At 38.8% G+C, this 585-nt stretch carries 2 protein-coding genes; both read right to left on the bottom strand.

The features are described 5' to 3' along the window. Window positions 1-101: 101 nt before the first annotated feature. Window positions 102-272: a hypothetical protein gene (locus ACFINS_RS11065; RefSeq protein ID WP_375706299.1), complete on the bottom strand. Its 171-nt coding sequence runs from the start codon at window positions 270-272 to the stop codon at window positions 102-104. 149 nt (window positions 273-421) lie between these two features. Beyond that, on the bottom strand, window positions 422-585 hold a 164-nt coding region (locus ACFINS_RS11060), incomplete at its 5' end, for a YadA-like family protein (RefSeq protein WP_375706300.1).

Here is a 585-nt window from a genome sequence, read left to right as displayed (position 1 = left end):
TAACGTAGGTTGGATACTGCTAGACCAACGGCGGCTGCTTGCCTTGCCTCTTTCCGTACGCTCTTAATATCATAACTAAACGTTTCAAATTTTATATCGGTTTAGGATTTCGACTCGTTAACACCATTACTCATCGCATTATCCTTGGATTCAGAAAAATATTTATCTACATATTTTTTCGTATCATCAAAAACTTTCTTAATCCGCTGCGTACTGTCATGTAACAACCAACTAGCCCCCTCCACGACTTCTGTCAAATTTGCGTAAAACACACCACTCTTCAGACATTTTCTCTTTTTTTATTTTCAACATTAATGCTGGCATTGTTATTTATGGGAGTCGTTCTTTTAATCGTGTAACTCTTTTCGCCCCTGTCTTGTATAGACAGGAGCGTTTTTGAAAATAATCGTAGTGAATTTTATTAATTTAGAGTTAAGCTTAATCCTACACCTACACCCCAGCGCCCTCCGGCACTTGTCACAGATAGACTAGAGCGAATATTTCCATCTTCAGACATATAACCAGCTCCAATAGCAAGTGCAGATTGACTGCGCCATACACCCGTACCAAGTGAAAAACTTAATT

Source organism: Bartonella sp. AA2SXKL, from assembly GCF_042197205.1.
In the GTDB taxonomy this organism is placed as follows: Bacteria; Pseudomonadota; Alphaproteobacteria; order Rhizobiales; family Rhizobiaceae; genus Bartonella.
The sequence above is the reverse complement of the archived record's forward strand: the minus strand, read 5'-3'. Positions and strand labels throughout refer to the sequence as shown.